This window comes from Campylobacter ornithocola (genome assembly GCF_013201605.1).
In the GTDB taxonomy this organism is placed as follows: Bacteria; Campylobacterota; Campylobacteria; order Campylobacterales; family Campylobacteraceae; genus Campylobacter_D; species Campylobacter_D ornithocola.
The window spans coordinates 610,236-636,501 of record NZ_CP053848.1; the positions used below are offsets into that span (position 1 = coordinate 610,236).

Annotated in this window: 31 protein-coding genes and 1 pseudogene; 29 read left to right on the top strand and 3 right to left on the bottom strand. The window is 29.0% G+C overall.

Annotated elements, in window-relative coordinates:
* The 15 genes and pseudogenes from CORN_RS03260 (at position 1) to CORN_RS08465 (ending at position 15,182) form a co-directional block, all read left to right on the top strand.
* Entirely contained in the window at positions 1-666 is a 666-nt protein-coding gene (locus CORN_RS03260; RefSeq protein ID WP_066008552.1) for a hypothetical protein, read from the top strand.
* On the top strand, positions 663-1,043 hold the full coding sequence (locus CORN_RS03265; RefSeq protein WP_066008551.1) for a RusA family crossover junction endodeoxyribonuclease: 381 nt from the start codon (positions 663-665) through the stop codon (positions 1,041-1,043). Before CORN_RS03260 ends, CORN_RS03265 begins: the two co-directional genes overlap by 4 nt.
* On the top strand, positions 1,040-1,417 hold the full coding sequence (locus CORN_RS03270) for a terminase small subunit (protein ID WP_066008550.1): 378 nt from the start codon (positions 1,040-1,042) through the stop codon (positions 1,415-1,417). The genes CORN_RS03265 and CORN_RS03270 overlap by 4 nt, the downstream gene beginning before the upstream one ends.
* On the top strand, positions 1,408-2,700 hold the full coding sequence (locus CORN_RS03275; protein ID WP_066008549.1) for a terminase large subunit domain-containing protein: 1,293 nt from the start codon (positions 1,408-1,410) through the stop codon (positions 2,698-2,700). Before CORN_RS03270 ends, CORN_RS03275 begins: the two co-directional genes overlap by 10 nt.
* Positions 2,690-2,953, top strand: a complete 264-nt coding sequence (locus tag CORN_RS03280) for a hypothetical protein (protein ID WP_039625751.1) — start codon at positions 2,690-2,692, stop codon at positions 2,951-2,953. Before CORN_RS03275 ends, CORN_RS03280 begins: the two co-directional genes overlap by 11 nt.
* Positions 2,943-4,439: a portal protein gene (locus CORN_RS03285; protein ID WP_066008548.1), complete on the top strand. Its 1,497-nt coding sequence runs from the start codon at positions 2,943-2,945 to the stop codon at positions 4,437-4,439. The genes CORN_RS03280 and CORN_RS03285 overlap by 11 nt, the downstream gene beginning before the upstream one ends.
* A complete protein-coding gene (locus CORN_RS03290; RefSeq protein WP_066008547.1) occupies positions 4,436-4,642 on the top strand; it encodes a hypothetical protein in 207 nt (68 codons plus the stop codon). The genes CORN_RS03285 and CORN_RS03290 overlap by 4 nt, the downstream gene beginning before the upstream one ends.
* Positions 4,632-5,273 (top strand): hypothetical protein, encoded by a 642-nt coding sequence (locus CORN_RS03295; RefSeq protein ID WP_094750327.1) that lies wholly within the window; start codon positions 4,632-4,634, stop codon positions 5,271-5,273. The genes CORN_RS03290 and CORN_RS03295 overlap by 11 nt, the downstream gene beginning before the upstream one ends.
* Before the next feature lie 13 nt (positions 5,274-5,286).
* Positions 5,287-5,583, top strand: coding sequence for a hypothetical protein (locus CORN_RS03300; protein ID WP_066008546.1), 297 nt, complete (start codon positions 5,287-5,289; stop codon positions 5,581-5,583).
* Positions 5,584-5,646: 63 nt separating this feature from the next.
* Positions 5,647-6,678, top strand: coding sequence for a hypothetical protein (locus CORN_RS03305; RefSeq protein ID WP_066008545.1), 1,032 nt, complete (start codon positions 5,647-5,649; stop codon positions 6,676-6,678).
* Positions 6,675-10,841 (top strand): putative barnase/colicin E5 family endoribonuclease, encoded by a 4,167-nt coding sequence (locus tag CORN_RS03310; protein ID WP_172663973.1) that lies wholly within the window; start codon positions 6,675-6,677, stop codon positions 10,839-10,841. Before CORN_RS03305 ends, CORN_RS03310 begins: the two co-directional genes overlap by 4 nt.
* A gap of 943 nt (positions 10,842-11,784) precedes the next feature.
* Positions 11,785-12,924: a putative barnase/colicin E5 family endoribonuclease gene (locus CORN_RS03315; RefSeq protein ID WP_172663974.1), complete on the top strand. Its 1,140-nt coding sequence runs from the start codon at positions 11,785-11,787 to the stop codon at positions 12,922-12,924.
* A 101-nt stretch (positions 12,925-13,025) separates the two neighbouring features.
* Positions 13,026-13,190 carry a type II toxin-antitoxin system PemK/MazF family toxin gene (locus tag CORN_RS08455; protein ID WP_280642208.1) on the top strand — a complete coding sequence of 55 codons (165 nt, stop codon included), beginning with the start codon at positions 13,026-13,028 and terminating at the stop codon, positions 13,188-13,190.
* A gap of 702 nt (positions 13,191-13,892) precedes the next feature.
* Positions 13,893-14,489 (top strand): annotated as a pseudogene (locus CORN_RS08460) (hypothetical protein); the annotation flags it as partial.
* A 198-nt stretch (positions 14,490-14,687) separates the two neighbouring features.
* Positions 14,688-15,182 (top strand): putative barnase/colicin E5 family endoribonuclease, encoded by a 495-nt coding sequence (locus CORN_RS08465; RefSeq protein ID WP_246260880.1) that lies wholly within the window; start codon positions 14,688-14,690, stop codon positions 15,180-15,182.
* A 243-nt stretch (positions 15,183-15,425) separates the two neighbouring features.
* Here CORN_RS08465 and CORN_RS03330 read toward each other — a convergent pair whose 3' ends face one another.
* The 3 genes from CORN_RS03330 to CORN_RS03340 form a co-directional block, all read right to left on the bottom strand.
* Positions 15,426-15,707 (bottom strand): hypothetical protein, encoded by a 282-nt coding sequence (locus CORN_RS03330; protein ID WP_167348865.1) that lies wholly within the window; start codon positions 15,705-15,707, stop codon positions 15,426-15,428.
* Between the two features lie 133 nt (positions 15,708-15,840).
* Positions 15,841-16,017 (bottom strand): hypothetical protein, encoded by a 177-nt coding sequence (locus CORN_RS03335; RefSeq protein ID WP_167348864.1) that lies wholly within the window; start codon positions 16,015-16,017, stop codon positions 15,841-15,843.
* Between the two features lie 105 nt (positions 16,018-16,122).
* Positions 16,123-16,332, bottom strand: coding sequence for a hypothetical protein (locus CORN_RS03340; protein ID WP_066008437.1), 210 nt, complete (start codon positions 16,330-16,332; stop codon positions 16,123-16,125).
* A 181-nt stretch (positions 16,333-16,513) separates the two neighbouring features.
* Between CORN_RS03340 and CORN_RS03345 the strand changes: the two genes are divergently transcribed.
* The 14 genes from CORN_RS03345 to CORN_RS03410 all read left to right on the top strand — a co-directional run bounded on the left by CORN_RS03345 (position 16,514) and on the right by CORN_RS03410 (position 26,112).
* Positions 16,514-17,239 (top strand): Rha family transcriptional regulator, encoded by a 726-nt coding sequence (locus CORN_RS03345; RefSeq protein ID WP_066008436.1) that lies wholly within the window; start codon positions 16,514-16,516, stop codon positions 17,237-17,239.
* An 88-nt stretch (positions 17,240-17,327) separates the two neighbouring features.
* Positions 17,328-18,344: an SU10 major capsid protein gene (locus CORN_RS03350; RefSeq protein WP_066008435.1), complete on the top strand. Its 1,017-nt coding sequence runs from the start codon at positions 17,328-17,330 to the stop codon at positions 18,342-18,344.
* Positions 18,341-18,739: a hypothetical protein gene (locus CORN_RS03355; protein WP_066008434.1), complete on the top strand. Its 399-nt coding sequence runs from the start codon at positions 18,341-18,343 to the stop codon at positions 18,737-18,739. The genes CORN_RS03350 and CORN_RS03355 overlap by 4 nt, the downstream gene beginning before the upstream one ends.
* A complete protein-coding gene (locus tag CORN_RS03360) occupies positions 18,726-18,911 on the top strand; it encodes a hypothetical protein (RefSeq protein WP_087685567.1) in 186 nt (61 codons plus the stop codon). The genes CORN_RS03355 and CORN_RS03360 overlap by 14 nt, the downstream gene beginning before the upstream one ends.
* 1 nt (position 18,912) lies before the next feature.
* A complete protein-coding gene (locus CORN_RS03365) occupies positions 18,913-20,313 on the top strand; it encodes a coiled-coil domain-containing protein (protein ID WP_066008433.1) in 1,401 nt (466 codons plus the stop codon).
* 44 nt (positions 20,314-20,357) lie between these two features.
* The gene (locus CORN_RS03370) at positions 20,358-21,485 is read left to right on the top strand and encodes a hypothetical protein (protein ID WP_066008432.1); all 1,128 of its coding nucleotides are present in this window, start codon (positions 20,358-20,360) and stop codon (positions 21,483-21,485) included.
* A gap of 9 nt (positions 21,486-21,494) precedes the next feature.
* Entirely contained in the window at positions 21,495-22,115 is a 621-nt protein-coding gene (locus tag CORN_RS03375; protein WP_066008431.1) for a DUF4376 domain-containing protein, read from the top strand.
* Positions 22,115-22,486, top strand: coding sequence for a hypothetical protein (locus CORN_RS03380; protein WP_245162298.1), 372 nt, complete (start codon positions 22,115-22,117; stop codon positions 22,484-22,486). Before CORN_RS03375 ends, CORN_RS03380 begins: the two co-directional genes overlap by 1 nt.
* Entirely contained in the window at positions 22,479-22,838 is a 360-nt protein-coding gene (locus tag CORN_RS03385) for a DUF1353 domain-containing protein (RefSeq protein ID WP_066008429.1), read from the top strand. The genes CORN_RS03380 and CORN_RS03385 overlap by 8 nt, the downstream gene beginning before the upstream one ends.
* A complete protein-coding gene (locus CORN_RS03390) occupies positions 22,835-23,302 on the top strand; it encodes a DUF5675 family protein (RefSeq protein WP_066008428.1) in 468 nt (155 codons plus the stop codon). The genes CORN_RS03385 and CORN_RS03390 overlap by 4 nt, the downstream gene beginning before the upstream one ends.
* A gap of 229 nt (positions 23,303-23,531) precedes the next feature.
* The gene (locus CORN_RS03395; RefSeq protein WP_066008427.1) at positions 23,532-23,921 is read left to right on the top strand and encodes a hypothetical protein; all 390 of its coding nucleotides are present in this window, start codon (positions 23,532-23,534) and stop codon (positions 23,919-23,921) included.
* Positions 23,905-24,063 carry a hypothetical protein gene (locus tag CORN_RS03400; protein ID WP_245162297.1) on the top strand — a complete coding sequence of 53 codons (159 nt, stop codon included), beginning with the start codon at positions 23,905-23,907 and terminating at the stop codon, positions 24,061-24,063. The genes CORN_RS03395 and CORN_RS03400 overlap by 17 nt, the downstream gene beginning before the upstream one ends.
* A complete protein-coding gene (locus CORN_RS03405) occupies positions 24,050-24,523 on the top strand; it encodes a hypothetical protein (RefSeq protein ID WP_039625790.1) in 474 nt (157 codons plus the stop codon). The genes CORN_RS03400 and CORN_RS03405 overlap by 14 nt, the downstream gene beginning before the upstream one ends.
* Positions 24,520-26,112, top strand: coding sequence for a hypothetical protein (locus tag CORN_RS03410; RefSeq protein ID WP_066008426.1), 1,593 nt, complete (start codon positions 24,520-24,522; stop codon positions 26,110-26,112). The genes CORN_RS03405 and CORN_RS03410 overlap by 4 nt, the downstream gene beginning before the upstream one ends.
* The last annotated feature ends 154 nt before the right edge of the window (positions 26,113-26,266 follow it).

The window sequence follows — 26,266 nt, forward strand, 5'->3', positions numbered from 1 at the left end:
ATGAAAGAAAAAGTTAAAATTTTAATGAATTTGTTAGAGCTTAATGAAGCTCAAGCGGTGGATATAGTGGGCAGATATTTAAAAGACGTCAAAGATATACATGTTTTTTTAGATTATTATTTTGAGACATGTATGAGTGAAAAAATCATCGGTTCTACTTATGAAAAACTTAGAATTGTTTGCAAGATAGCGCAACTTGAGTTTAAAGAGCGATTTGAAAATAAAGAAAGTTTTTTAAAATGGCTTTTTAGAAATTACAAGTCAAGAGCTTTTTTTAGATTATATAAAAATGATTTTACATATGAATATTTTGCTTATGATAGTTTTAAAAATGTAGTAAAACTTGAAAATAGTTCAAGTGATTGTTTGATATGTGTAAATGGCTTTAAAGAATTAACGTATCATGATGGGTCTTTGGTAGAAGATGGATATTTTAAAGAGGCACTTATAGACTTCATGTTTAAAAATCAGCATAGAGTTGGTAAAGATTTGAATTTTAGCATTCAAAAGATAGAATTAAAAACAGAACTTTGTCATCAAAAAACAAAAGAAGAAGAAAATGCATTGCACTTGCAAAATTTGGAAAAGTTTTCTCAAAAACTAAAAGAAAAAACCAACGCTAATTTTAATTATTTAAGTAAAAACAAAGAAAAGGTAATACGATGAGCTATTCTTTAAAATTAGAGCTTAAAAATAACCCTGTGCCTTATAAAAGAACAACTCAAAGAGCCAAATATACAAGCAAAGATTATAAAAAATATCAAGATTTCAAAGATTTGCTAAGGGTTGAGTTTTTAAAACAAAACAAGTTAGCTTATTTTAAGGCCTTTGATATCAAAAAGACATATGAGATTAATCTAAAAATAGGCTTTAAAAATAAACGCCATGGCGATGGGGATAATATATTAAAAGGTGTGCTAGATGCGTTGTTTGTTGATGATAAAAATGTATTAAGAGCTAATTATGAAATTGTTAGTTTTAAAAAAGCTTTTTTAGAAATTAATATTAAAGAATATGATTTTTTAGAAAGGACTGCTTCATGAGCAATAAAGTATTAACAAAAGATGAGTTAGAGCAAAAAGTTGATGAGTTTTTTGCTACAAATACACCACTTGCCCAAACAAAAGAAAAAACTATTTATGCTCCAAAGACAATAGAAAGTCTAGCTGTATTTTTAGGAGTTACGACAAAAACTCTTAGCATTTGGGAGAAAGATGCAGAATTTGGAGAAATTATTCAAATGGCTAAACAAAGATGTGCTAGCTCTATAATAGATCATTCTTTGATAGGCACTTACACTCCTAGCATAAGCATGTTTTTGCTTAAAAACAATCATGGTTATGTAGATAAACAAGAAGTGGTTAGTGATAGTGTTCAAAAAATAGAAATCATAAGAAGTGAAATTAAATGCAATTAAAACTTGATTTTTCTTACACTCTGGCACAACTTAAAGTTTTTGATGATAAAAATCCACGCTTCATAACTGTAGCAAAAGGGAGAAGATTGGGTTTTACAAGAGGAAGTGCAAAATATGTAATAGAAAATCTTTTAATGGGGTTAAATGTTCTTTGGGTTGACACGGTTCAAAGCAACTTACAAAATTATTTCGAGCTTTACTTTATGCCTGAGCTAAAAAAACTCCCAAAAGAATTTTATTCTTGGAGCGTTCAAGATAAAAAACTCATTTTAAATAATGCTGTGCTTCATATGAGAAGTGCTGAAAGACCTGAAAATATAGAAGGTTTTGGCTATGATTTGGTAATTTTAAACGAAGCAGGAATTATCTTAAAAGGCTCTAAAGGGGAGTATCTTTGGTACAACGCCATACGCCCTATGTTGCTTGATAATCCTAAATCAAGAGCGATTATAGGTGGAGTTCCTAAAGGAAAAAATCTTTTTTATGAGCTTTGTAAAAAAGAATTAAGTGATGAAAATTGGAAACATTTTCAGTTCTCAAGTTACGATAATCCTTTTTTGAGTAAAGAGCAAATCAAAGAGCTAATCGAAGAAGTAGGTGGAGAAGATAGTGAAGTAGTTAAACAAGAAATTTATGGAGACTTTATAGACAACTCTAGTGCAGAGCTTTTTGCTTTAAGTGATATTGAAAAAAGTATGAGTGCTATTAGTTTTGATATGCAAAAAATGCAAGGAGACAATATATGGGGACTTGATGTAGCAAGATATGGAGATGATAAGAGTGTTTTGGTCAAAAGAAAAGGTTTTGTTGTAGATGAAATTAAAAAATATAGTGGGCTTAGCATTAGTGCTTTAGCAAATGTTGTTTTAGCAGAATTTAATAAAGACAAGGAAAAGCCACGAGGTATTTTTATAGACACTTGTGGGCTTGGAGTTGGTGTATATGATATATTAAGCGATTATGGCTTGCCTGTATTTGAGGCAAATTCTGCAAATTCTGCAACTAGCAATGAATACTTAAACAAAAGAGCACAAATGTATTTTACTTTGGCTAAAAACATAAAACATATGCAAATTATTAAAGATGATGAGCTAAAAAAAGATTTACGCATGATTGAATATGAGTATTCTGATAAGGGGCTTTTAAAGATAAAGGCAAAAGAACAGATAAAAAAAGATTACGGAAAAAGCCCTGATACTAGTGATGCTTTAGCTTTAACTTTCTTTGAAAAATTGCACCCAAAAAACAATACTAGTGAAGATTGGAGTTATGATGGCTGGTGAGTTTTTAATGGTATATGAGAATATAGATCCGCTTAAAATTAAAGAGTTAGCTAAGAAAGAAGATGATGTTATAAAAATAATTTTGGCTAAGTGGATATTAGATCTTTTTGGGGGTTTTAGAAATATTTCTAAAAAGCAATACAAGAGAGAAATGGTGAAAATTTTAAAAGAAAAAGGTGTGAGTGATGATGATATTGCTAAGCTAACAAAGCTTAGTAAAGTTACCATATGGAGAATTAATAATGAAAAATAAAGAAGAAAAAATTACATATTTAGTAAAACTTATAAGTGAAAGTAAAAATGCTTATGAAAAATACAAGCCTTATTTTTCTGCCTTGCAAGATGCATATTTATTAAAAAATGAAAAAAAAGAAATTTATGAAAAAAGAAACAAATCTTGCATCTTTATACCAAAGATTAATGCAAAAATTAAATATTTAATAACTGCTTTAAATGATGTGTATTTTAACAGTGAGAGAATGGCAGATATTGAAAGTTATATTAATTCAGATGAGCAAATTATAGCTATGTGGCAAAGAGCTTTAGATTTTTATACAGGAGAAATTAATTTGTTTAAGCTCTTTCAGCCTTTATTTTTAGATGTTTTAACAACAGGAACATCAATAGCAAAAGTAACTTGGCACAAGGGTATGCCTCGTATTGAAAGAGTTGGTATAGATGAGGTTTATTTTGATCCAAATGCTTTAAATAATGATGATATTAGTTTTATCGTAAATGAGATTTATCTTTCACATGCACAAATTAAGCAAAGGCAAAAATTAGGATTTTATCAAAAGACAAATATAGATGTGCATTTTGACAAAAATGAAGAGTTTAAAAAGGTTAAGTTATATGATATTTATGTGAAAAAAGATGATGATAAATGGGTTGTTTCAACACTTTTAGAAGAGGAATTGCTACGCGATGATGTGGTTTTAGAAGATGGACAGCCTTTTGTTTGGGGGTCAATGCTTCCACAATTAAAAACAATAGACAATGAAGAATATGTGTGTGCTTATGGCGAACCTGTTATGTCAAGTGCATTGTCTTTGCAAAAGGAAATAAATATCACAAGAAATCTTTTAATAGATGCAATGAGAAGTGCATTAAACCCAAAAATAATACTTCAAAAATCTGCCGGAGTTTCAAGAGAAGACTTAGAGACTGTTGGCAAGCCAATATATCTTACAGAGCCTTCAAGTGTTGGTTTTTTGCCAACACCGAATATAAGTAGCTCGGGGGTTAATTTAGAACTCTTAGAGAGTGAAATCACAGAGGTTACTGGTGTTAGCCCACAAAATAACGGCGCGCAAACTGCACAAAATGAAACTGCTACTGAAATTAGCATAAAAGCACAAGAAGGTGGTCGAAGAAGTGCTGATTATATTAGATCATATAATGAGACTTTTGTAGAGCCTTTGTTTGATAGATTTGCAAAACTAGTATTTAAGTATGGAAATGATGAATTTTTTAATAACTTTACAAGAGAAGATATACCTAGTTTTAGGTTTAACATACAAACAGGTACTGGAGCTATGAATAAAGAAGTTAGAAGAGCAGGACTTCAAGCAAGTATGCAAGTATTTTCACAACTTTATCAAATGTATATGAGTATAGGTGATATGCAAAGTGCATATGGAATTGTTAAAGCTAATGAAGAGTTAGTTAAAGAACTTTTACCTATTTTGGGGATAAAAAATGTCAATTCTTTATTTGCTTTCAACAAGGGTATGCAATGAAGATTTTATTAGATTTAAATTTTGATATACAACAAACAAAAGGAGGTAAGAGGCTAGTTGATTTTATAGATAAAAAATACCAAGAATGTTTTGCAATGGCAAAAAACCAACAACAAACGCCAGAGTATAGGTTAAAAGCTTTAGAGCAAATGGCTTTTTTAGACACGATAATAAATTTACTAAAGGAAGAAGATGATGAATGAACAAATGAATGAAAATGATGCTTTAAATGAGCTTTTAAACTCACTTAATGACAATGAAGAAACCACTCAAAGTAAAGAGGAAAAACAAGAAGTAGAGCAAGTAGAACAAGATGAACAAAATAATCAAGATTTATCTAAACTTTTAAAAGAGCAAGCAAATGAAATTAAAACCTTAAAAGAAAGCTTAGCACTACTTAATAATAAAAATAAGCCAAGTAAAGAAGAAGAAGAAAGGAAAGAGTATTTAAAGCAATTAGGGCTTGATGGAATTGATGAAAGGCTTAAAAAACTAGATGAATTAGAAGCAAAAGCTAAGCAAAAAGATGAGGAAGAAAGCTTGCGTGCTAAATACATGGAGGTTGAAAGAACAATTAGAAAAGAGTATCCAAATGTTGACTTAAAAACTATGGGAGAATTAGCAAACAAACTTGGTGGATTAGCAAGTGGAGATTTGCAAAGCTGGAGAACACTTTTGGCTATGGTTTATAAAAAAGATATTGGTAAAAAGGCAGATGAGAGCTTACCTAGATCAAATTACGCAGGTGGCGAGAGTGATTTTAACTCAAAAATAAAAAAAGGTGATGATATTTCTAATATTGATTTAGGAAAAGAATTATTATCTTTAGCTTAAAGAGGGGCATTTAATGAATAAGGTTGATAGTTTTTCATTTACTGATTTTCTAAGTAAAGGTTTTGATAATTTTAGTAAATGGGGGAATAAAGAAATAGCAAAAAATGGAGCAAGAACTAATTTTGATAGGCTTATAGACCTTGGTGGGCTTGCCGGAGGACTTTGGGGTGGATATGAAGAGCAGAAAATGGCAAAAAAGAATTTTGAGCTTCAAAAAGATGCTTACAATTTTAACAAATACTTAGCACAAGAGGAGCTTAGAAGAAGACAAAATAGAGAAAATAACTTAAAAGAAGTTTGGGCTAGTTAAAGTTTATGGATTTAAGGGGTTACCTTAAATCCTTTATTTTAGATATTAAATAAAGGTAGAAAAATGGCATATTATAACCCACAGCAAGTAGTATTTAATCCAAGTCTTGGTGTAATCCAAAATGCAGGAAAAGTAGGTGGAGTTTTATACGATAGTATGAAACAATACAAAGAAGAAGAAAACAAAAGAAGACTTTTAGCACAGCAAGATGAAGAATTAAAAGCTCGACAAGAACAAAATGAGATTAATAATGCTTTTTTAAATAATAATTTATTGCAAAAGGAAAGAGCTTTTGAGTATGCTATGGAGCAAGATAGAATAAAGAATAGTTTAGCTTTGCAAGATTTGCTTTTTAAAAAAGAAAAAATAGACTTAGAACAAGCAAAAGAACAAAAACAAAACCAACTTTTAGCAAAACAAGCAATGTTTAATTTACCAAGCTATACAAAGTCAAATCCTGAGATGAAAGCAATAGAAGAAAGGTTTAATACTATAAAAAAAGGTGGTGGTGATTCTTATTATGATGGACAGGGTCTTTTGGGCGGAACTTGGCAAAATATAAAAGAACTTTTTGGTGCAAATAATATAAATAACGAGCAAGATAATTTATTTAAATTTATGAGTGATAGTATTTATAATGAAAAAGTTAGAAGAGATACAACCTATAATAGAACAAGGCATGATGAAATTTATAAAGAGCCTTCAGCTTGGAAACCACAAACTATAAATGCTAAAGAATTTGAAAGAATAACAAGAGATTATATAGCTGTTAATGAGGCTAAGATTAATGCTTACTATGATGAGCAAATGGCAAAGATTTCTAATTTAAAAAATCCTTACATTAACTATCTTTATGAAGAGCAAAGACAAAAAGATTTAAAAGATTTTAAAGAGGGTTTAGCAAAAAAACTTAGTGATTATTATATTAAAAATGAAACCACAAATAATCCCGGAAAAATAGTAGATATATCACAAGAACATAGCAATCAACCTATAATCACTCCATTAGTTGATGGAGCTTATTTAGTAGAAAAAGATGGAAAATTTTACGAAGCAAGCTATGCTGAATTAAAACAAATGGGAGTTTTTGAATGAGAGAGATAACACAAGAGCGAGCACAAGAATTAAAAAATCAATATGCAATAAATGCTTTAGCTGATTTAGAAGATAATAAAAAAGTAATGAATTATCTAAATAGACTAAAAGAAGAAAGCACTGATGATATAGAACGAATGGAGATTGATAACCATAAGGAAGAAGTTTATAAAAACACACCTTTTTTTATGGAAAATATCTACAAATATGGAAGTAAAAACATAAAATCAAACATTATGCAAACACTATCAGACACTAGTGGCTCTTTGGGAAATTATAATTTTGCTAAATCTTTACTTGGTGATGAGCAAGCACAAAGAGCAAGAGCTAAAGCTCAAGAAGAAGTATTAAAATCAATGAACCAAGAGCTAAAGAAAATGGGTGTGGGTTTTATAGGTAAAGATGAATATAATAGAAGATATTTTGTATCAAATACTGGAGAAACTAGGGAGCTTGATGATAATGTGTTTATGGACCTTTGGCGTGGAGTTAAAACTAATGCTTTTGAAGTAGGTGGTGCTCTTGCTGGTGGTTTAGTTGGTAGTAAATTTAAGCCTATTTTAAAAGCTTTTCCTGGTGCTAAAAAGTATGCCGATGAGATTGTAGGTGGAACTATTGGAGCTATGATAGGAAGTGATATAGACTATACTAAAAATGCTGCTTTATTTAACAAAGAGCCAAGTTTTAATGATAGATTGGCAAATAGTGCAACTGCAGGACTTTTAAATGTTGGTGGAGATTTGGCTGTTTTAGGTGGTGCTAAGGCTTTAAGTGGTGTTAAAAACTCATTTTTAGGAGTTAAAGATGGTATAAAAACAGGGTCAGCTGTTGGCAAAGATATGATAGATGGGATAGCCCTTAAGGGAAATAATCTAAAAGAAAACATAGGGGATAGGTTTAGAAAAATAAGCCCTAATATTATAAATGATTTAGCTTCACAAGGCAGTGAAACTTCAAAAGCTTACGCAAAAGAACTAATAGAAAGTGGAAATGGAAACTATGATGATATACTACAAAAATCAAGAACTATACCTTTAGAAGTTAATCAAGGCAATGCGTTTGCAGATTTTGCAGCCAAAAAAGCTCAAAGTATGGCCAATATGTCAAAAAATAATCTTGTAAAAAATATTTCTCAAAAGAGTGCAGATATTTTAACCGCAATAAGCAAAAATATAGGCTCAAAAGAAACAGCACTTAGCCACCAAGAACTTTTAAATATGTCTTTTATGGATAATGATTTAGCTAATGTATTAGCCCAAACTATAAAGGACAAACCGGAACTTGCAAATAAACTTTTAAATGCCTTATCATCTAGCGACAAGGCTCTTTTAGATGAGCTAGGCATAAGTGATGATATTGGTGCAAAAATTTTATACGATTTAAAAGAGAGTAGAGCTAAAAGAGCTTATGATGAATTTGGTGCAGGCTTAGATAAGCTTGAAAAATTAAACCCAAATGGAGTAGAAATTGATAAACAAATATTTAGAGAATTAGCTGATAATGCAGGGGTTTATAGTGAGGCAACTCCGACTATTGTTAGAAGTTTTTTAAAAAGATTAGATAGTGGAGAACTAGATGGAAAAAGTGTTAAGCAAATTTATGATGAAGTTAGTGCTATTAGTGACAAACTAAAAGGCGAGCAATCTTATAATTATAAAGAATTTTTAAATAGTGTTAAAAACGAGCTTTTAAACTCCTTAGTTGAAAACTCAAGCAATCCTAAACTTGCAAAAGAAATTTTAGAAAAAACAAGATCTGACTATGCTAAATTCAAAAAATATTATGATAGTGAAGTTGGTAAAAAGCTAGATGGTAGCGAAGAGGATATAAGTAAAAAATTAAACAAACTCATCAACAATACAAATGATAATAAAAATTATGAAGCTATAACTAAAGGCTTAAATCCGCAAGAAATAGCGGTAATTGATGAAGAATTTATAAAAAGAAACATTGCAAAATACACAAAAGAGTTTGATGGTAAAAAAGTTTTAGATTATGAAAGCTTTTTAGAAAGTACTAAGCATTTTAATCCAAAGAGTGAAACTGGGAAAATCAAAATGGAAACCTTAAAAGCTATGGGGCGACTTAGAAAAAATATGAAACCAATATACCAGTCTTTAGCTACAACAAAAATGGAAAAACAAGGCAAAAGCATAGCTACAACTATAGATGGCAGGGCTATGATGATGTTTATTAATCAATTTAGTGATTATATAGCTTTTTATTTTGGGGGAATATTTGGGCTTGGAAAACAAGCAGGAATGAGAATACAATATCGCCGTATGGTAAATAACATTAATAACTTTCAAGATTTTAAAACACAAACAAAAGAGTTTATCAATAGCATAAAGGATAAGTATATTAAGGAGCAGGCTCAAAAGTTAGATGCCGAATTTAAAGCTAAAGTTAAAGATTTAATCAAAGGCGATAACTTTTATATGGACAAGCCTGATCCTAAAAGTGCAAAAAGTGATTTAAATGTATCTCTTAATTTAAATGATGATGTAATAAAAAAATTAAATATAAATGTTAATGAATTAAAAGCAAATTTACACACTCTAAGAAAAAAACACCCTGAAATGTTTAAAACAAAAGGAAAAGTAGCAAGGGTTATAAAAGAGATTATAGATAATCCAAATAGATATTATAAAAATGATAGGTTAGATATATCACTCATAGCAAAAGACTTACAAGATGGAAAAATAGGTAAAATGGGTATAGTTAATCAAGGCGAAAATGTGGGTAGCGTAGCTCACCTAAATGTTTCTAGTGATAAAAACAAGGAAATAAGAAGGCTTGAAAATAGAAATAAAAAGAACTTAGGGGTGGGGTCGACTACTCCCACACTTCGCTCAACTGATAAACAGGGCGAAACGTCGAATGGTGCAAATGCACTTTCCCTAAGTAGTCTTAATTCTACCCAAGATAAGCCTAAAGAAAACTTAATTAACGGAAATGGTTTTTATATGGACAAGCCTGATCCTAAGGATAGTTCTTTAAAATTTATAGGCAAAAATGGTAAAGAATATATTATAGATAAAAATGCCAGAAGCGAATGGATGAAAACTTTTAATCTTAAAAGTATTGATGATGATTATATCCCTAATATGCCAAAAGAAGTAAAAATGGCTTTAAAAGATAGAGAAATAAAGCTTACTAAGGGGAGTTTATTAAAACTAGTTGAAAGAGATAGAATTAAATATATACCACATATAAAAGATACTTTAGAAAATCCACAAGTAGTCTTAAGAGATAAGGATGATTTTGTATTTATTAAAAACATAGATAACCAAACTTATTTTACAAGCATAGGTAAAGATTATGAAACGCATTTAACTATAATTAGCAATTCGCCTAAAAAGCAAAATAATATAAGAAATAAAATGAAAAATGCTAAAGTAGTGTATTATAATAATGCGAGAGCCTTACCGACATCTAGGGCATCTTCAGAGACAAAACAAGTGTCGTTCTCTAATGGAAATTCTACCCAAGATAAACCTAAAGAAAACTTAATTGAGAAATTAAAGGAGGATAGGAAAAACAAGAAAAGCGTTAAAGAAAAACTTGATGAAAAAATCAAAAATCAAAAAGAGAGCGATGAGGATAAATGGAAAAGATTTGATGATTTTTTAAAAGAGAATAAAGACTATAATCTTGATGTTATGGGTAATTTAGATGTTGTCACTAGAGAATTTATACTCAATGCTAAAAAAAAGACACATAAGGGTAAAAAAGCTGATATACCTGATCTAATGCGTTCTAAAATAGAAAATGAATTAAACATCAAACCTTTAAAAGAATTTGGAAAAAATTACGCAGAGTATTACCATGATGGAAAGGGTGCTTTGCAAAAATTACTCATTGAAAAACAAGGACAAGTAGCAGGTGCTTTTCATAGAAAAGACTTAGGGGATATTGACTTGGTCTGGGGAGAAGTAACAGATGAGATAAAACATAAAGGCTATGGTTTAGCTCATATTATCGATAAACACCCTGATCTAGATTTAAAGCTAATATCTGAAATTATTAAAAATGGCAAATTGATAAAAGATAATAAGGGTAGAATTAGAATACAATTTGATAATAAAGTTGTCGGTATAAAAGATAATTGGAAGGGAGATAAAACAAATGCATGGATAGTTACAAGCTATGAATTACAATAAGAGAAGTGAAAAGTTTATATACATCTTTCACAATTACAAAGGGCGAGATTCTGCCCTTAAACTCTTAATTAAAATTCTAACAAACAAAGCTAAAAACAAAATTAATTGTTTTGGAAAAATTATATCATAGGCTTAAGTAGTGAATATAAAGGAAATAAAAGAACTTTTATAATTACGGCTTTTGAAAGATATAAAGGATAAAAACAACACTTCCACCGATTGTTTTTTTGCGGTTAGCTCGGACAATTTGCTAACCAACCTTTAATTAATTATATCATAAATCCATATAATTTTATTAATATTATCGCCCCTAGCTCAGCCGATACGCACTGAAGCTAGGCTTAATACTGACACTTTAAGCGTGAGTAGTGCCAATGGCGATTATTAATTATATCATAAATCTATATAATATTTTTTAAAATTAAAAGATGTTGGAATTGTTGCTTCATTTACAATAGAAAATCACTAAGACAGCATACACTAGTGATTTTACAAAAGGGATGATTGTCTCCCTTTTAACTATTTAATTAATTATAGTATAAATCCATACAATATCCCCGCATTAAGCGGGGTAACTCTCTAACTAAAGATAAAGAGCCAAATCTCCTTTATAAAGAGAAGTCTAAAACCTAACTACATAATAAGTTTCACAATTCTTTTTACTTGTTTTAATTATATCACAATTATAATAAAAAGTATATTATATATGAAATATAATAAATATATGAAATAAAATGTAATTTTACATAAAACAACAAAAATATTATTTTTAATTATTTATGTTCAATATTTATCTTATAAAAGGTTTTATAGATTTTGAAATTTTATTTAAAGTGATTTAAATGTATCTCTTAATTTAAATGATGATGTAATAAAAAAATTAAATATAAATGTTAATGAATTAAAAGCAAATTTGCACACTCTAAGAAAAAAACACCCTGAAATGTTTAAAACAAAAGGAAAAGTAGCAAGGGTTATAAAAGAGATTATAGATAATCCAAATAGATATTATAAAAATGATAGGTTAGATATATCACTCATAGCAAAAGACTTACAAGATGGAAAAATAGGTAAAATGGGTATAGTTAATCAAGGTGAAAATATGGGTAAAGTTGGTCATCTTATCGTATCAAGTAATAAAAAAAAGGAAATTAATAAACTAAGTGATAAAAACAAAAAGAACTTAGGGGTGGGGTCGCCTACTCCCACACTCCACTCAACTGATAAACAGGGTGGACAGACGGCTGGTGCGAATGCACATTCCCTAAGTAGTCTTAATTCTACCCAAGATAAGCCTAAAGAAAACTTAATTGAGAAATTAAAGGAGGATAGGAAAAACAATAAAAGCGTTAAAGAAAAACTTGATGAAAAAATCAAAAATCAAAAAGGGCAATTAAATACATTTTTTAAAAATGAATATGAAGGAGAAAAGTTTGAAGAAGATGTTTTAGAAGATGATTTTTTCAACAAGCAATTAAAAAATATTTTTAGTTCTGATAAAGAAGAGCAAAGAAGAAATCTTATTATTAGTAAAAAAATGATGATAAACCGCTATAAAAGATTAGCAAAGGCTTCTCTTGAAGAAATGGAAGAATATAAAGGCACAGAAAAAGAAAAAACTAACTTTAAGCATTTAAAAAAAGAACAAAAGGTTATAGAAGAATACAGAGAAGAAATAGAACAAATAGCTAACATCAAGCCTTTAAAAGAATTTGGAAAAAATTACGCAGAGTATTACCATGATGGAAAGGGTGCTTTGCAAAAATTACTCATTGAAAAACAAGGACAAGTAGCAGGTGCTTTTCATAGAAAAGACTTAGGGGATATTGACTTGGTCTGGGGAGAAGTAACAGATGAGATAAAACATAAAGGCTATGGTTTAGCTCATATTATCGATAAACACCCTGATTTTTATGTAAAAATGATTGATGAGATTGTTGAGAAAGGGGAAGTAAAGAAAAGCCATAATGGATTTAATATTATATATAAAGACTATAGATTGGGGCTAAATGAAGGTTGGAACGAAAAAGGTCAAAAGATAGGTAATAACAAATGGGTTGTTACTGCTTTTGAAAAGATTTAAGAGAAAAAGCAAGAAGGTAGCAACTCTCTTGCTTTTATAAAGGGCGAGATTCTGCCCTTAAACTCTTAATTAAAATTCTAACAAACAAAGCTAAAAACAAAATTAATTATTTTGGAAGTAAAAATAAAAATCAAGTTGCATTACTATCTCAAATAAGGTCTTTTGATACAAAAAGAATAGTAAGTCACTATAATGGTAAAATCAAAAAAGAAGATTTAGAAAAGATAAAAGAAAAAATAACTAAAAATATAATATCCCCGCATTAAGCGGGGTAACTCTCTAACTAAAGATAAAGAGCCAAATCTCCTTTATAAAGAGAAGTCTAAAACCTAACTACATAATAAGTTTCACAATTCTTTTTACTTGTGTCAATTATATCACAATTATAATAAAAAGTATATTATATATGAAAACAACAAAAATGTGTAATAAAATGTAATTTTGCATAAAACAACAAAAATATGAATTTAATTATTTATGTTTAATATTTATCTTATAAAAGGTTTTATAGATTTTGAAATTTTATTTAAAGTGATTTAAATGTATCTCTTAATTTAAATGATGATGTAAGAAAAAAATTAAATATAAATGTTAATGAATTAAAAGCAAATTTGCACACTCTAAGAAAAAAACACCCTGAAATGTTTAAAAATGAAGCAGATGTATTTAGGGTGATTAAAGAGATAAAGGACAATCCTACGCATTTTTTTAAAAACTATGATGATGAAGTGGCATTAATAGCTAAACCTTTAAAAGATAATAAGGTTGGTAATATAGCCATAAAAAAAGATAGTGGCAAAATTATACACATTAATAAAACAAAAGATAAAGATTTGGAGAGATTAAATCGTAGAAATAAAGAAATGCTGACAGGTACGCCAACTCCTGCAACCACTAAAGGCAGTACTACCAATGTGGAAGGCGGTTTATTACAGCATTCTTTCAAACATTCTACCCAAGATAAACCTAAAGAAAACTTAATTAACGGAAATGGTTTTTATATGGACAAGCCTGATCCTAAATATGCTAAAAGTGATTTAAATATAAAAATGAGTGTCTCTCCAAATGTTAGAAATTTAGCAAAGCTTACGAATGATGAGATTGTAGCTGACTTAGAATATTTAGCTAGCAAACATAAAGAGATGTTTAAAAAGCCTAGCGATGTATTTAAACTTATAAAAGAAATTAAAGAAAATCCTACATTTTTTTATAAAAACAATAGAATGGATATAGCTTTAATAGCAAAAAGATTAAATGATAATAAACTAGGAAAGCTTGGTATAAACAAAGATACTGGAGAAGTTAGACATGTGACAAAAGTTAAAGAAAAAGATTTAACAAGACTTGAAAAAGTTAGTAAGAAAAATACTAAGGAAAATGTTGGCATTATCCAAACTTTCATCCAACCAGGTAGCAAAAATGATAATACATTGAATGGGCTACCAAATATTTTTAATTCTACCCAAGATAAGCCTAAAGAAAACTTAATTGAGAAATTAAAGGAGGATAGGAAAAACAATAAAAGCGTTAAAGAAAAACTTGATGAAAAAATCAAAAATCAAAAAGGGCAATTAAATACATTTTTTAAAAATGAATATGAAGGAGAAAAGTTTGAAGAAGATGTTTTAGAAGATGATTTTTTCAACAAGCAATTAAAAAATATTTTTAGTTCTGATAAAGAAGAGCAAAGAAGAAATCTTATTATTAGTAAAAAAATGATGATAAACCGCTATAAAAGATTAGCAAAGGCTTCTCTTGAAGAAATGGAAGAATATAAAGGCACAGAAAAAGAAAAAACTAACTTTAAGCATTTAAAAAAAGAACAAAAGGTTATAGAAGAATACAGAGAAGAAATAGAACAAATAGCTAACATCAAGCCTTTAAAAGAATTTGGAAAAAATTACGCAGAGTATTACCATGATGGAAAGGGTGCTTTGCAAAAATTACTCATTGAAAAACAAGGACAAGTAGCAGGTGCTTTTCATAGAAAAGACTTAGGGGATATTGACTTGGTCTGGGGAGATGGTAACTTTGGATTAAGTCATATTATTAACAAAAGAAGCAAACAATGGAATAGTGAAAAAGCTATTAAATTTATTTCACATCTTGATGAAAATATTAAAAACGGAAAGCTTGTAGAAGTTGAAAAAGGTAGAATAGCGATAAAAACTCAATTAACTACAATAATATTGGATAAGAAAGGAAATAATAAATTTGTAATAACTGCTTTTAGAGATAGAAATAATAAAGACTTATAAAGTTTAGCTGGGATAAGTCTTAAGTTGATTTAGTCTAAGGCTTTTATGAGAAAAGACAATGAAATTACGCTAGTTAATTCCTTTTCTTTTTTTCAACCCAGCTTTAGATAAAGAACAAGTATATCAATTGTTCTTTTTACTAAGGGGATTAATCCCCCCTTAAACTCTTAATTAAAATTCTAACAAACAAAGCTAAAAACAAAATTAAGTTAGCTTTGATTTGTCTTGTTTTTTAAATGTAAATTAATTTTTAGGTTTGCTTTTTATAGAGTCAAATACTTTAGGCAAAAGTGTCAACACTCCGAGTATAAAAGAAAAATAAGCACCATCATTATGTCCATTAAGTATAAGATACAATCCAACACTTATACTAGCAATAGTTATAAGCAGAAAAGATACCATTCCAAAGCCATTCCAAAGATGATAAGATTTTATATCTTCTCTTCTAATCTCTAAGTTTTTATTTTCTAAATCTAATATTTTATTGTCGTTATCTTTTTTATATTCTAAAGATTTTTCTAGCATTGTCATAGTTCTATCTGCTAAATCTGAAGGAAGTTTTGCTATAGCATTGAGCTCATTTTACATAAGAAAATTAAACTGAGTATTGAAAGTTTGAGGTGGAATTTCTTTATTTTGATTTTCTTGTTTAATGGTATTAGGTGTTTTTTGTTTTTGCGATTTTTTCAATTTGTTTCTCTCTAAATTCAATATTTTCTTTATATAACTTTGCTTGTTTTTCTCTTATAATAGCATTTAAATCCCATAGATTAAAGCATTCATTTTTTATAGGTTTGCCTATAAAACCATCTACAAAAGCTTGTGTTTTTGTCATTTTGTCATTCCTTTTTCACACACTTATTATATAATATCACAAAATAATTAATATTTTATTGTGTTTAAGAATAAAGCAAAAAACATTCCTATTTATATTCTATACCTACTTTATAAAAGGTTTTATAGATTTTGAAATTTCATCTAAAACTTTTGCTTTTTCATAATTAATAAGCCAACTATCAACCCATTTAGGTGTTTCGCCTTTTGTATTCCAATTAACAACACCATTATAAACAGCTCCGACCATATTTGCAAATTCTTTTTTTGTAAGGTTTAATTCATTTAATTTTTTTTCAAATGTTTCTATATCCATTTAATATCCTTGTTGGTTTTAGTTATTATAGCAAAAAATACATAAAAATTTAACTTTTAATAAAAAATAATTATAAAAAAATGTATTTTATGCTTGACATATATTATAAAAAAGTGTATAATCACTGCATAAAAGTTATAAAATAATTAACTTTTATAAATCAAAACAAAAAAGGGAAAAAATGGAAAAATTAGCTGTAATTAATGGCGTAGGTGTAGAGTTGGAGGTAGCCAACGACCAAGTAACGACTACCTCTTTAGACATCGCGGCAGTTTTTAATAAACGCCACGATAATATTATAGCAAAAATTGAAACTTTCCCAAAGGATAGTTTCACTGACCTTAATTTTAAGGCGAGTAAATATACTGATAGCACGGGTAGAGTTTTACCTTGTTATAAAATCACTCGAGATGGCTTTTCTTTACTTGTTATGGGGTTTACAGGAGAGAAAGCTTATAAATGGAAGTTAGCTTTTATTAATGCTTTCAATGAAATGGAGAAAAGATTGAAAAATATAAAAGCTGAACAAATGCAAAAACTAGCTTTTAGACAAAGCTTAGGTTATAAATCTCAACTAGCACAGCAAAAGCTAAAGTATGAAAATGAGATTAAAGCTTTAAAGTATGATTTAGAACATAAAAACGAGCTAAGCTTTAAAAGAAGACTTAGCAATGAGGAATTATTAGAGCTTAGGAAATTTCTAGCAAAAGATTATGAAATAGTTTGTTTTAAAAAATGGGAGTATATGTTGTTTGCTGAAAGCATTTCAAGAAAAAACTATAAACTAGACAAAGCAAATGGTTTTTGTGTTTATAAAAGTATAGAAGAAAAGTTTAATTCTAGGCTTGATTATTATAAACATTATGATGAATATGAAGAAAAGTGGGGTAACTTATTAAGAAGGTAAAATATTTTTTAATTTATTTCAAAATATACTAGTTTTGAAATAGCCATTTTTGTCAAAATCTCCAAAAAATATCAAAGGAGATTTTAAAATGGCTTTGTCATCTATGGACTTTACCCCACCAGCAACACAAAATGTTAAATTAAAACCTAGCGTATATGAAAAGATTATACAAATAGGTGCAAGCGAGACACCACTTTTAAACAAAATAGGCACATCAAGTGTTACAAGCCCACTGTTGCATTCTTGGCTTACAGATACATTAGCAGACCCAAAGAAGAATGCTAATTTGGAATTAAGTAAATTTAATGGCGAAACAAAAAACACAACTCAAAAAACATCTAATGCAACACAAATTTTTATTACAGAAGTTTCAGTTACCACGGCTTTAATGAAAGCTAAACAATATGGTGGCAATGAGATGGAATATCAAGTTGGTAAAAAGACAAAAGAGCATAAAAGAGATATAGAATTTGCTTTATTTGGCTTAGGTCGTGATAGTGATGTTAAGGTGTCAGTATTTAAAGAGCATGTTCAAGCACAAAATGGCGTAAGTGGAGAAATGGCAGGATTGTTTCACTACATAGCAAAAGGACAAACAAGCTTTAGTGGTGGAAAAAGAGGCAATGTATTAGCATTTGATGAAGCAAAAGATTGGAGTGGAACTCCTAGTTTGCTTACTGAAGATAAATTAAGTCAAATTTTACAAAGCATTTGGGATAGTGGTGCTACACCTAAAGATGTATTTTTAGGAGCTAGTTTAAAACCGGCTATTAATAAACTCGCTACTAGGATTTTTGGAAATGAGAAAAATCTAGTTGGAAATGTTATGAGCCTTGAGACAGATTTTGGAACTATTAATTTTCACTTACATAGACTATTAAGCCCTAAATATGGATTAGGCGATGTTTTAATAGCAGGTGATTTTGAGTTTATGAAACACGGGCTTTACATTCCTACTTTTATTGAAGATGTACCTACTGATGCAACAGCAAAAGCAAAAAGATTTTACACTCAAAGCACATTAGAAGTAAGAAATGCTGATGCATTTGCTATAGGTGTTGGGCTTAGTAGTGTCGAAGGTGGAGTTTTAAAGCTTAAAAAATGAAAAGTGTATTAGTTAGGGATATTATCTTAAAGAAAATGTCCAAAGAAAGAACTAGTGTTGATGATAAATTTATAAAAGCCTATATTATGGAGGCATATTATTATATTTGTGGTAAATGTGAGCCTAGTGTACTCACTAAAACCACAAGAGAAGATGATCAAGTGCTCTTAAGAAACACTAGAAACAATGCATTTTTGATAGTCCCTGATGAGCCAAATTTTGAAGATGAACAAGAACATTTAATGATAGATGAAAGCCTTTGCTACGCTGTTATTAATTATGTTTGTTTTTTGATGAGCAAAGGCGAAAATGTGATGTATTTAAAGCTTTGCAATGAAATTATCAATGATTATATTAGTAACGATGGAAAGGAGCTTGAAAATGCATACTTGTGATACATATAAAAAATTTATCAGAGCAAAGAGTTATGATGATTATGAAAAAAGTATTACAAACTTAGATTTTATAGCTTATTTGGATACTAAAAAATGGCTTGAAGCAATGGATGATTTGTTGTTATTTTGCCAAAGAAGAATAAAAGATAGCGATTTTTATACAGGGGAGTAAAATGGTAAGTTTGGCTGAATTGAAAACAGGTAAAGAAAAGCTAGAATTAATTAATCAAATTTTATTAAGAATTGATACTATAGCTAAAGCTTTAGACAATACAAGAGTTGATGAAATTGTCGGTTTAAAAGAGAGCGTAAATTCTTTACATGAACAAACACTAGAACTAAAACAAGAAGTTTTAACAATGTATACTAGTTTTAGCGAAAATAAAAAAGATTTTGATACTAAATTTTCTAGTGTTAATGAAAAATTTAGCATTATGCAAGAGCGTTTTAGTTTTATAGAGCAAGCTTATAATGATTTTTCAAGTTCTAAAGAAGAACTTGAGCTTATAAAAGGCTTTATAGAAGAAAATAAACCTGTATTTGAAAGCTTAAAAGATGATTTATCTAAATATGAAAGTATGAAGATAGATCTAGAAGCCATTATCACAGAAGCTACAAATAATACAAAATTATCAAAAGAATATTTTGAATTAAGCTCAAAAATAAAAGATGATATTTTAAGAGAATTAGAACATTGCAAAGATTTGGTGCAAGAGTTAAACTATAGTGCTGATGAGCTTAGGGGACTAAAGCCAGAGCTTTTGCAGATAAAAAAAGAAGTAAACGAGCTTTCATCAACTGCTAGTAAAGTAGTTTTAGATGCAAGCGAAATTATAAAAAATAAAATAAATACTATCTTTTTTGAAAATCAAAGATTAAATCAAGAAATGATAGATAGTGTCAAAAAATTGGAGGAAATAAAATATGATGTTGGCATAAAGTATAAAGAAATAATACAAGCTTATAATCTTTTACTAGAAACCAAAGAGAGTTTAGAAGAGTTAAAAGAAGTTATTGCTTTATACAAAGAATTTGAAAACGACATTAAATCATATTCAGAGCTTATAAAAAATTTCAAAGAACAAATTGCGAATTTAGAAAGTGATTTAGAAAATAAAGCACAAGGTTTACACGAAGCTTTAGAAGCAAAAGGTGAACAAGTAATCTCATCCATAGAAACAGCAAAAAATGAAGCTATTGTTAAATTTGATGAGCTTGTTGCAAAATGTGAAGGATATAAAATACATTTTGAGCAAAGTTATGATAGGTTCAATCAAAGAGCTTTAATGGCTAATGAAGATTTAGGAAGGCTAGCCGAAGTTGCTAAAAAAGAGCTAGGCAATGATAAGTTAATCTATGAGACAGAATTAAAAGCTTTGCGTGATGAAATATTACAAGAAATGAATGAAGTTAGTGATAAGGTAATAAATGATAGCACAGGAGTTATTGCCTCAATTGATGAAAAAGCTAATGAACTTAAAGATTTTATAGATATTTCAAGAGTAAATATAGATAATTTGATAAATGCATTCAATGCTAATTATAATCAAAAAATACAAGATTTACATCTTTAAACACAAACGCCTTAAGGAGTATAGAAGAAGCTAAAACTAGCTCTTTGTCTGATATCAATACTAGCAAAGATGAAAGTTTATCTTCTATAGAAACAAGCAAAGATAGCGCCTTAAGGAGTATAGAAGAAGCTAAAACACAAGGGATAGCTTCAATAGATGAAAAAATAACGCAAATAGATTTTAATGGGATAAAAGAAAGAGTTGAAAAAAACGAAAGTGATATTGCTGGTATTAATGAAAAACTAGAAAAAGCCGTAACAACAGATAAGGATAATTCATTTAGTGGAAATAATTCTTTTGAAAAACCTATAAGTATTCCAGAAGCTACCAAAGAAAACGAAGGAATTAATCTAGGTCAAGCTGATGGTAGATATGCTAAGCTTTTAACAGAAAAATTAGAATGGACTGTAGGTAGTGGTGGTAATTATTCTAAACTAAGTGAAGCTTTAATTGAAGCAAGTAAATACAATCCATTAAACTATAGGATTGCCATGACATTAAAAAGAGGATATAAGTTAAGCGAGGCTTTAACCGTATACAACTTATATAATGTCACTATAACTGCAGAAGATACCGAAGTATTAGTAGATGATAGTAATTTGGTTGATGAAAACTATATATTTACCTTAATCGATTCTCATGTTATTATAGATTTTTCTTCTAAATATTCAGGTTCTAAAAAGATTAATTTTTTAACTCCTATTAATTCTTATATATTTATTTCTCAGAATAAAGGAGTATCAGGATTTTATAGAGCTATAACTTCAGGAGCAGGTAGCTATGTAACTGCAGTAAAAACTTATGTAGAAAACTGTGGTTATTGGGGATATTATGCAAATAAAGGTAGTTTGAATATTAATGGTTCTACTTTAAAAAATATAAATAAAACTTGTCAATTTATTCTTTATGGTGGTTATGGAGCAACTATAGAAGCTAATGGATTGACATTTGAAAATATTAGTGCTGAAAATACTTGCCAATGCACAGGAGCAAAGATATTGTTAGGTAGACCTGTATTTAAAAATATATCTAATGTATCTACTATGTTTAAATGCTTAGGTAGTGGTGAGATTTATTATGAAGGATTAGAAAGAGTAGCTGGTATAACTAACTTAGCAAATATTCCGCTAAATACTTTAACACCTGATGGTATTTTTAATAGAAAAGAATAAGGAGTAAAAATGTTTGTATATAAAAATAATGGTAGTTCTTTAGGAGAAAATCTAAACTTAAACATAATAAACGATGCTACATCTAGTAATAGAATAATAGCACTAATTAATAGAAACTTACAGATAGCAGAAGATAGTTATGTAGACGACATCACACCTGAAGAAATACAAGCAGGAACACAAGCAGTAAAAGATTATTGCTTTGCAAATAAAAATGAGAATTTATATTTTGAGTACCTACTAGCAATTTCACAAGAAGATGAAAAACTAAATGTTTTAAAAGAAAAGAAAAAACATGAAATTCAAACTAAAAGAGATGAGGCTTTAGAAAGCGGACTTATTTATAATGAGCATACTTTCCAAACAAGAGAAAAAGACAAGCTTAATATCAATGGAGCTGTAACTAATTTAATGCTTGATATGCAAAGTGGAACTAACTCAATTTCTGAAATCATTTGGATTGATATCAATGATGAAAAAGTAACTTTTGCACCACAAGATTTTTTAAAATTTGCTTCAAGCGTAGCTTATCATACCCAAGAAATTACTTTTAAAGCAAATATTTTAAAAGAAAGAATAGAACAAGCTAAATCTGAGCAAGATTTAGAAGCTATTGTTTGGGAGGAATGATGAATTACACTCAACAAGGAATTGAATTAGCTCAGCTTAGCACTCCTGCTTTACTAGGTGTTATTGTTATAGTTTTGGCTTATATAGTAATAAATTTATATAAAAAAATAAACCATGAAAATCAAGAAAAAGTAAAAGAGCTAATTTTGTTATCAAAAGAAACAAATAAATTAATTAGCGAACAAATCAACACCTCAAAAGCTTCAAGTGAGATTTTAGTGAAATTTATAGAAAGTCATTGTCAAAAAACACATGAAAAATTGTTGGAAATTGAAGATGATATTAAGGATATTAATACAAAGCTAAGCCATATCTCACATATTAGAAATAACGAATTATCTAAGATTTATAAAGGGAATAATAATGCATAGAGTTGTAGTTAAGCCTTTTGGTAAAGATAGATTTGAAGTTGTAAAAGAATTTGAAGTTAGTTTGTGTGGTTTAAATTTTATCGTGCCAAAAGGCTTTATTAGTGATGGTGCTTCAGTGCCACGTATTTTTTGGAGTATTTATCCTCCATATAAAAGTGAGTATTTTAGTGCTAGCATCGCGCATGATTATTTATGCCAAAAAGCATATTCAAAAGATGATTATAAGCTAGCAGATAAAGTTTTAAAAGAAGCTATGAGTGAGCTTGGTTGTTCTAAAGTAAAGACTTTTATTTTTTATCATGCGTGTAATACATTCCATGTGGTTAAATGTTTTTTGAAAGGATTAAAATGAAATTAAAATTAACTAGAAAGTATTTAAGAAATACTTGTGTCATAGGAGAGTTTAAAGTCTTAGATGAAAAAGAAAATATTCTTTTTAAGTGTTTTTCTTTGGAAGAAGATAAAGAAGGGATTGAAATAGAAAAAGACTTAAGAGTTCCTGCGGGAGTTTATAATCTAAAAAGACATACGCTATCTAGTTTTAATGATAAAGGTAAAAGGGTATTAGCAGGAGTTAAGGTTTTAAACGATGATGATAGCGTTGTAAATATCTACAACGATGATGTACCTTTTGATAGACACATTTTAATACATTGGGGAAATACAGACAAAGATACAAAAGGCTGTATTTTACTAGGTTTAACTAAGAGTGATGAAAGTATAGCTCAAAGCAGACAAGCTTGTAAAAAATTATATGATTTGCTATATCAGCAAGATTTATCAAATATAAAATTAGAAATCACAAACGAATTTTAGAAAGGAGTAAGCTTAGAGTAGGTTACCACATAATCCCCTTAAAAAAGGGGACAAGGTTAATAAGCCTTGACTATAATCATACTTAGTAGTATAATTATAAAGATTATGTGGATTATATAGCTCAAATTTAATCACCTACTTTCTAGGGTTAGATTAAGCCATAGGGGGTCAGACCTACGGCTAACCCTTGAAAGTATTATACAAAAACCTACTTTAAACTACAAATAATATGTCATTTTTATTTAAAAACACAAAGCTTTATATTGCTTTAGCATTAATGCTTATGCTTAATGTGTTTTTATATCTTAAGCTAGATAGCACAAATGCAAAATTAGAAAAAAGTCAAAGTGATTTAAATTTAGCTTTGGGTGTAAATAATGAACTCACAAGGATTACTCAGGAGCTTAAAATAAGACACGAGCAAGAGCTAAAAGCGCTCTTTCATGTAAATACTCAAAAAAATCAAATCAAAACAAGGGTTGATGATGTTAAAAACTATATATCCAAAAGCAATGAAACTAACACTACTAAGCTTTTTAATGCTATGCTTGATAGGCTGTGGGAGCAAAACACAAGTATTAACCAAAATACAAATTCAAAAAGTGCAAATACCAAATGAGCTTTTAGAATTTGATAGAGCAAGCAAACCTATAGTGCAAGATGAAAAAGATATATTAAAAGCTTATAGTGAGCTTTTTTATCACTATAAGCAATGTGAGATCAATATAGATAAAATTAAGGAGTTGAATGATGAATTATGAGCAAAGATTAAATCAATTTAAAAAAATATATCCCGAAATTTTAGAGTTAAGCTTGGCGGAAAAATCCCCATTTGGAGAATTAAAAAAGATATTAGATGATAGCATAAAAAATGATGTTATTAAAAACGAAGAGCAGTTTAAAACTTTAGCGAATGCGCTATCTTTAGTAGGACAAAGTATAGTAGCACAAAGTCAAACGACAGCATTGGGTATGATTTTGCAAGGTGATGAAAACGAACTTAATAGCGAGAAAATAAAACTTATACAAGCACAAATAGAAACTGAAAAGAAAAAACCCGCACTCATAGATAGACAACGAGAACAAATAGATGATATGTTAAGAATAGAAGCGGCAAAAGTTGCACAAGGATATAGTTTTGGGCTAAGCGCAGGTGGGCTTGAAATACCAAAAGAGTTGGAATCTTGGGTAAAAGAAAAAATTGAAAATATAGATAAATGATTGATAAAAAATATAGAACTCCAAAATATTTTTTAAGAGCTAAATATCCACAGAATGCAAATGACATAGGATATGTAGAATGCTATCAAGCTTGGTTTTTATACGGAACTACCTTTGTACATAAATATGTAGAGCTTTTGCATAAACAATTAATAAGAAAAGGTAGGGCTGTAAAAACAAGAATTTATCATCCACTTTTTCTAAATTCCTATGGGATTGATTTTTATGATATTAAAAGTCCTTCTAGAGCTCCATATAATTACCATAATAGTGGGGATTTGGGGTTAAATCAGTTTTTTGTAGGTCAAAACCCTTATGAGTGGTATAGAGGAGACCCTGGAGATAAAAGTGGAATATATCATGATACTTGTCAAATTATAAGGAAAAGACAAAATTTAAGCTTGTTTAGTTTTGATTTTCATGGAAAAAATGTTGTTACAAACCCTAGCTATCTTTTAAAATACAAAGAAGAGTTAAAGAATTTTTATTATCTACATGATCTTACTTTTGAAAAAATACATGGCTTTTATGGTGCTATAGTCCCTGGATATGGTAAGCCAAAATATATTTTTGTAAAATCTAATATAGTTAATAATGAGCTTGTAAAACCTAATTTTATTTTACCGGATAAAGACAAATTTAAGCCAAGTTTAGTAGAGAGTGAAGATGGTAGATATTACAATTTAAGACCATATTATGATGAGTTCTTGAGATTAAATAAAAATGTATTTATTGTACCTGAAAAAATATCTAATATTGATTTTTTAAGTGCATTTAATAATAACATTAATGTTTCTAAACTCGGCGATATATTTCACCCTCTAGCTTTTCTTTCTAATTTAAATAATATAGCCTATCAAGAGCCTGTTGTTTTGAGAAGTCAGAATAATCTTTTTAACAAAAACATCTCATTAATGCCTTGTTATAACAATGAAAGCAATATGCCCTATGGAAGAAAAGATAGATGGTTTATTTTATGGGATAGTATGTATGATCTTTATGTGAAAGAAGATAAGGAATGGTGGGAGTTTATAATAGCTCCTGTTGTTTCTGCTGTGATTGTTTTTATTAGTTTTTATACAGGTGGAGTTATAGGTGGGGCTTTAGGCGGTATGATAGGCGGAGCTTCGGCCACAATTATAACAAATATAACAATCGCACTTAGTACGCTTGGAGGTGTTATAGACGCGTTAAGTTTTTTAGGCATAGTAGATAATGGAAGTTCTTTAGCTAAAATAAATAAAGTTTTAAAATTGGTTTTAGCTGTTGCGGGATTGGTAAGTGCTGGATATAAAATAGGAGTTGATATTAATACAGCAATATCTAATCAAACCCCTATAGTTGATGTTTTAATTAATAAAGATACTACATCTTTAGATATTATAGGTTATATTAGTGATATATTTTTAAGCTCTAATTTAAAAGAAGCTAGTTTGCCTTTAGATGAAAATAGTGATATTGATGAGCATGTTTTTTTTGGAGAGGCTTCAAAGGAAGATATTAAAATGGTAACTAAAAATCTACTAAATGAAAACTGGTATAGTTTTGACACCTTAGATATTTTAAATGAAAAAGATGTTGAGATATAATTTAGATAATTAAGTTTTGTCTAATATATTTTAAAGTATCTTTTTGGAAAATAAAAAAATATATGTTCTTAGCAAATTATACCCATTTTATACCTATTTGTGAATTTTTTGGTATAAAATATCTATAAATAAGCTATTTTATAGCATAGTTCAA